A 6611-nucleotide genomic window follows, 5' to 3' on the forward strand; every position below is an offset into this window, starting at 1 on the left:
CACGAACGGCGGTCCATGGAGGTTGGCCGTAAACTTTGCGACCGGCCGTATCCGGAAGGGATGTTCGGGGGAGTGGCCGGGGCGGGGGCCGAGGCGCGAACGGTTGCAGCCGTGGTCGACGGCCGGTCAGGAGCACAGTTCCGGCGGCACCTGTCGCGGCGACGTGCCTGGGGCTCGACGACAAGATGCGCGGGACATCGCCGTTCGAGGGCCGCGGCCTTGCTTGGCTCGTCGTCGCCATTACCGGCCGTTTCATCTGGCCGGGGTAGACGGTTGGACCGAGCCCAAAGCGCCAGGCGGGCAAGCTTGGCACGCGCGCGTGTGTCGTCAGGGTCTTGGTCTGGCCTCGGGACGATGCTGCGGCGCCGCTCGCAGAGCAGCTGCTCCCAGCACATGCGTTCTGTTCCTCGAGCTTGCCGGCTGCATCGCGGACGATGCCGTTGATGGTTCGACGCGGTGGCGACCTCCCTCGCGCCGGTCAGGCCACGGACTTCATGCGCTGTTGAGCCCGCTGTTCCCGTCGTTGCTGTTCGAGCCCCATGCGCACCGATTCCTCCACGAAGTCGATATGTGCGCGAGCGGCCTGCTCGCCTCGTCCTGGGTCGGCCGCCAGTATAGAATCGATAATTTCCAAATGCTGGTCGAGCAACTTGCGCCCTGCGCCATCCATAGACTTTAGGAGATCACGGTTGTAGAATATCCCACGTCGCGTCAGGTCATAGACCGACGCCATCATATGGATCAGCGTCGTGTTATGACTGGCGTCTGCGACGGCGCTGTGAAGGCGGAAGTCTGCGTCGAGCGACGCGTCGGCGTCTTCTTCAGCCCATGAACGCTCCAGCTCTGCGCGTATCTGCGACAGTCGCTCCCTGTCCGTCCGGGTGGCGCGCTCCGCGGCAAGACGGGTGGCGAAGGCTTCCTGCTCCCGGCGATATTCCAGATAGTCGAAGAACGCCTCCCCGTGGCGCGCGTAGAGCGCGAGCATCGCCGGCGACATCGCACGGCCTGTCAGTTCGGCGATGTAGGTGCCATCGCCGTGGCGCACCGTGACGAGGTCGCGGTCTTCGAGGACCTGCAGGGCTTCGCGCAGTTTCGGTCGCGAAACGCCCAGTGCTTCGGCGAGGTCGCGTTCCGAAGGCAACCGCGCGCCATCCTTCAGCACGCCGTCAACGATCATCGACTCGATCTGTTCAACCACGGCTTCGACAACTGAGTCGTGATCGATGGGTTCGAAAACCTCGGTCGCAATCATCGGGCCGTTTCCTCTGCGAGCGAAGCGTCTACGCCGACTCTTGAACATACTTTACCTCCTGGCGCTGCGGTTTCAAGCGCTCGCCCCATGTCCGCCCGGATTGCCGCCGGCTGCCGGCGCCCGGTCATCGAGCGGGACTGCACACGGTCGATGCTGCAGCGCACAAAAGCCTGAAAACAGGCCTCTTCGGCAAGAGGTAAAAAAAATTATTGACTAGCTTGTGTGATTCACATTACAAATCTTTCAACGGGAGCGGCTAACGCCGTGACCCACAAGAGGACGATAGAGCCTCGAGGTCTCTGGGGGGACAGATGGCGATGACGCGACGGAAACGGACGCGCCCGGATAAGAACTCCGGGCTCCACGCTGACCGGGATCGCGGAAAGAATCTCCGCGACACGGTCGCGAGCCCTGGCTGTCGCGATGCGGCGAATAGCGGCAGCCCCCGGCGCAAGTCTCCGTTCGCCTCGCTTCTCCCGTGTCAAGGCGGAAACTGAGCGACCGTCAGCAATGGGACAGGTCCAGCAGGCGGGGCCGGAGTTGCACCTGTCAGCCTGACTTTCGAGGCAAGTCAAAGGCGCGGCGGACTGCGTCCTCGCGACCCCGACGTTGCGTGCGCACAGGAGCTAAGGATCGGCCATGCGGCTCGTCACCCGTCTCTCGCAGTGCAACAATTTCCACGACTTCCGCGCACTCGCGCGGTTGCGCCTGCCTGGCCCCATCTTCAACTACATCGACGGCGGCGCTGACGACGAGACGACCTACCGCGAGAACACCCGCGCCTTCGAACGCTGCGATCTGCTGCCCTCGGTGCTGCGCGGCGTGAAGGACATCGACATGTCCGTCACCGTGATGGGGCAGAAGCTTGCGATGCCCTTCTACTGCTCGCCGACGGCGCTGCAGCGACTGTTCCACCACGAGGGAGAGCGGGCGGTCGCGGCGGCGGCGGAGAAGTACGGCACCATGTTCGGAGTATCCTCGCTTGGCACCGTCAGCCTTGAGGAACTGCGCAGGAAGCACACGAACCCGCAGGTCTACCAGTTCTACTTCCATCGCGACCGGGGCCTGAACCGCGCGATGATGCAACGCGCCAAGGACGCCGGCGTCGAAGTCATGATGCTGACCGTGGACAGCATCACCGGCGGAAACCGCGAGCGCGACCTGCGCACCGGCTTCTCGATCCCGTTCAAGCTCACGATGGGCGGCATGATCCAGTTCGCGATCAAGCCGATGTGGGGCATCAACTACGTCACGCACGAGAAATTCCGTCTCCCGCAGCTTGAGGAGCACGTGGACATGTCCGGCGGGGCCAGTTCGATCGGCGGCTACTTCTCCAACATGCTCGACCCGTCGATGAACTGGGACGACGTGGCCGAGATGGTCGACCAGTGGGGCGGCCAGTTCTGCCTGAAAGGCGTGATGACCGCAGCCGACGCGCGGCGGGCGGCCGAGATCGGCTGCACCGGCGTCGTTCTGTCCAACCATGGCGGCCGCCAGCTCGATGGCTCGCGCACGCCTTTCGACCAGCTCAAGGAGGTGCTCGACGCCGCGGGCGACCGGCTCGACGTGCTCATGGACAGCGGCGTCCAGCGCGGCACGCATGTGCTCAAGGCGCTGTCGCTGGGCGCCAAGGCCGTCGGCCTCGGGCGCTTCTACCTCTATCCTCTCGCCGCCGCCGGTCAGGCCGGCGTCGAGCGCGCGCTGGGGCTGATGCGCGCCGAGATCGAAAGGGGCATGCGCCTGATGGGCGTGACCTCGATCTCTCAGCTGAGCCCCGACAATCTCCGCTTCCGTTGATCGTCATGTCGAACCTTCGCCACAGGCCGCGCGCACCCGGACGGCCCCGGCCGCCAGCCGAAAAGGAGCGGCGCACATGACCGCCATCGTCATCGCCTCCGCCGCCAGCGCGGCCGCTGATCCATTCAGGCGACGCGTCGGATCGGCGCGCGCTCCCCTCCCATCCCGGACGCACCGCCATGTCCAGCCACGCCCCTGACCGCGACAGCTTCCTCGACGCCCTCCGCGCGGCGGTCGGCGCGCGCCATGTGCTGACCTCGGCCGCGCAGACCGAGCGCTGGCGCAAGGGCTGGCGCTCCGGCGGCGGCGAGGCCGAGGCGGTGGTGCGCCCCGGCACGCTGGTCGAGCTGTGGCGGGTGCTGAAGGCCTGCGTCGCCGCCGACCGCATCATGATCATGCAGGCCGCCAACACCGGGCTGACCGAAGGCTCCACCCCCAGCGGCGAATACGACCGGCCCGTCGTGGTCGTGAACACCCTGCGTCTCGACCGCGTGCATCTGCTGGGCGACGGGCGCCAGGTGATCAGCCATGCCGGCGGCACGTTGCACGCGCTCGAGAAGCTGCTGGCCCCGCTCGGCCGCCAGCCCCATTCGGTGATCGGCTCGTCATGCATCGGCGCCTCAGTCGTGGGCGGCGTGTGCAACAATTCCGGCGGCGCGCTGGTGCGCCGCGGCCCGGCCTACACCGAGCTGTCGCTGTTCGCGCAGCTCGGCGCCGACGGGCGGCTGGAGCTGGTCAACCATCTCGGCCTGCGCCTCGGCCAGACCCCGGAGGAGATTCTCGACCGCCTCGAGCGCGGCGCCTTCACCGAGGCCGACATCGACTGGAGCGCGGGCCGCGCCTCGGCCGAGGGCTATGCGGCCAAGGTGCGCGACGTAGACGCTCCCACCCCGGCCCGCTTCAACGCCGACCCTTCGGGCCTTCATGAGGCCTCGGGCTGCGCGGGCAAGCTCGCCGTTTTCGCCGTGCGGCTCGACACCTTCCCCGTCGAGACCGGCGCGAAGGTCTATTATGTCGGAACCAACGATCCGGCGGCGCTGACCGCGCTGCGCCGCAGCCTGCTGACCGAACTGCCGTCGCTGCCGATCAGCGGCGAGTACCTGCACCGCAGGATGTTCGACATCGCGCACCGTTACGGCAAGGACTCGCTGCTGTTCATCCACTGGCTCGGCACCGACTGGCTGCCGTTCATCTTCGCGGCCAAGGGCCGGGTGGACGCCAGCCTCGCCAAGCTGTCCTTCCTGCCGCGCCACCTCAGCGACCGCATCCTGCAGGCGCTGTTCCGCCTCGCGCCCGAGGCGCTGCCCGCGCGCATGCTCGCCTTCCGCGACCGCTACGAGCACCACCTGATCCTGAAGGTCGACGCCGACAGCGCCGCCGCGGCCGAGGCCGCGCTGGACGCGACCGTGGGGCGCGAGGGCTGGTTCGCCTGCGACGCGGCGGAGGCCAAGAAGGCGATGCTGCACCGCTTCGTCGCCGCGGGGGCCGCGGTGCGCTATCAGGCCGTCCATGGCGACGAGGTCGGCGAGATCCTCGCGCTCGACGTGGCCCTGCGCCGCAACGACGAGGACTGGATCGAGACCCTGCCGCCCGAGATCGCCCGCGACGTGGCGGCTAGCCTCTACTACGGGCATTTCCTCTGCCACGTGTTCCACCAGGACTACATCGTGCGGAAAGGGGCCGACGCGTACGCCCTGAAGCAGGCCATGCTGGCCCTGCTCGACCGGCGCGGGGCCGAGTACCCCGCCGAGCACAATGTCGGGCACCTCTACGAGGCCAAGCCCGCCCTGCGCGCCTTCTACGAGGCGCTCGATCCCACCAACAGCTTCAACCCCGGCATCGGCAAGACCTCGAAGCAGCGCGGCCATGGCGGCGCCTGCGGCCATGGCGGACACGCCTGACGCGACACGAAACCCGGCGCAGGACGCGCGCCGACCACGACACGCAAGGGAGACCAGGATGAGCGCTCAAGACGATTTCGACCCTGTTGAGACGCGTGAGTGGCTGGACGCCGTCGAGGACGTCATTGACCGCGACGGGACGGAGCGGGCGCATTATCTGCTGGACCGCGCGGTTGCGGCGGCGCGGTCCCGGGGGGCGGCGCTGCCGTTCGGAGCGACGACGCCCTATCTGAACACGATACCTGCGGACCAGCAGCCCGAGTTTCCGGGCGATCTGGGGCTGGAGTGGCGCATCCGCACGATAAACCGCTGGAACGCCATGGCGACGGTGGTGCGGCGGAACAAGGAGAGCAGCGAGTATGGCGGCCATATCGCCAGCTTCGCGTCCTCGGCGGTGCTCTACGACATCGGCCTGAACCATTTCTGGCGCACGCGGTCCGAGAAGCACGGTGGGGACCTGGTTTTCTTCCAGGGCCACGCCATCCCGGGCATCTACGCGCGCAGCTTCATGGAGGGGCGGATCAGCGCCGAGACGCTGGACATGTTCCGCTCCGAGAGCACGGGCGGCGGTCTGTCGAGCTATCCGCATCCCTGGCTGATGCCGGATTACTGGCAGTTTCCGACCGTCAGCATGGGCCTTGGCCCGCTGATGGCGATCTACCAGGCGCGGTTCATGAAATACATGCACAACCGCGGCCACATCGACATGGCCGACCGCAAGGTCTGGGCCTTCCTCGGCGACGGCGAGATGGACGAGCCGGAGAGCCTGGGCGCGATCGGGCTCGCGGCGCGCGAGGACCTCGACAACCTGATCTTCGTCATCAACTGCAACCTCCAGCGCCTCGACGGCCCTGTCCGGGGCAACGGCAAGATCATCCAGGAGCTGGAGGGCGATTTCCGCGGCGCCGGCTGGAACGTCATCAAGCTGATCTGGGGCTCGGGCTGGGACAAGCTTCTGGAGCGCGACGAGACCGGCCGCCTGCGCCAGCTGATGGACGAGACGGTGGACGGCGACTACCAGACCTTCAAGTCGCGCGACGGGGCCTATATCCGCGAGCATTTCTTCGGGAAATACCCCGAGACGGCGGCGCTGGTCGCGGATTGGACCGACGCCGAGATCTGGGCGCTGCGCCGCGGCGGCCATGACCCGCAGAAGGTCTATGCGGCTTACGACCGCGCGGTGAAGACCAAGGGGCAGCCCACGGTCATCCTGGTCAAGACCGTCAAGGGCTACGGCATGGGGGATGCGGGCGAGGGCCTGAACATCACCCACCAGCAGAAGAAGATGGCGGAGAACCAGCTGCGGGCCTTCCGCGACCGCTTCGACATTCCGGTGGCCGAGGACAAGATCGCCAAGGCGCCATATGTGACGCTGGGTAACGAGCAGCGCGACTACATCCTCGCCCGCCGCGAGGCGCTGGGCGGCCCATTCCCGCGGCGCATCAGCGCCTGCGAGAAGCTCGCCATCCCCGATCTGTCGGCCTTCGAGGCGCTGTTGCAGGACACGGGCGAGCGTGAGATCTCGACCACCATGGCGCTGGTGCGCGCGCTGAACACGCTCTGCCGCGACAAGAGCATCGGCAAATATGTCGTGCCGATCGTGCCCGACGAAAGCCGCACCTTCGGCATGGAGGGGATGTTCCGCCAGCTCGGCATCTACA

At 67.2% G+C, this 6611-nt stretch carries 4 protein-coding genes; 3 read left to right on the plus strand and 1 reads right to left on the minus strand.

Annotated elements, in window-relative coordinates:
* Nucleotides 1-478 precede the first annotated feature (478 nt).
* On the minus strand, nucleotides 479-1252 hold the full coding sequence (locus tag V7Q31_RS16400) for a FadR/GntR family transcriptional regulator (RefSeq protein ID WP_333834934.1): 774 nt from the start codon (nucleotides 1250-1252) through the stop codon (nucleotides 479-481).
* A gap of 639 nt (nucleotides 1253-1891) precedes the next feature.
* Between V7Q31_RS16400 and V7Q31_RS16405 the strand changes: the two genes are divergently transcribed.
* The 3 genes from V7Q31_RS16405 to aceE all read left to right on the plus strand — a co-directional run.
* The gene (locus tag V7Q31_RS16405) at nucleotides 1892-3049 is read left to right on the plus strand and encodes an alpha-hydroxy acid oxidase (protein ID WP_333834935.1); all 1158 of its coding nucleotides are present in this window, start codon (nucleotides 1892-1894) and stop codon (nucleotides 3047-3049) included.
* A gap of 179 nt (nucleotides 3050-3228) precedes the next feature.
* The gene (gene dld / locus V7Q31_RS16410; protein WP_333834936.1) at nucleotides 3229-4950 is read left to right on the plus strand and encodes a D-lactate dehydrogenase; all 1722 of its coding nucleotides are present in this window, start codon (nucleotides 3229-3231) and stop codon (nucleotides 4948-4950) included.
* Between the two features lie 58 nt (nucleotides 4951-5008).
* Nucleotides 5009-6611, plus strand: a 1603-nt coding sequence (gene aceE / locus V7Q31_RS16415; protein ID WP_333834937.1) for a pyruvate dehydrogenase (acetyl-transferring), homodimeric type, incomplete at its 3' end; no start/stop codon positions are given.

It is taken from the genome of Rubrimonas sp. (assembly GCF_036788415.1).
Classification (GTDB): Bacteria; Pseudomonadota; Alphaproteobacteria; order Rhodobacterales; family Rhodobacteraceae; genus Rubrimonas.

Coding starts and splice junctions, on each gene's coding strand:
- V7Q31_RS16400 (WP_333834934.1), bottom strand. CDS start 1,252: ATGATTGCGACCGAGGTTTTCGAACCCATCGATCACGACTCAGTTGTC.
- V7Q31_RS16405 (WP_333834935.1), top strand. CDS start 1,892: ATGCGGCTCGTCACCCGTCTCTCGCAGTGCAACAATTTCCACGACTTC.
- dld (WP_333834936.1), top strand. CDS start 3,229: ATGTCCAGCCACGCCCCTGACCGCGACAGCTTCCTCGACGCCCTCCGC.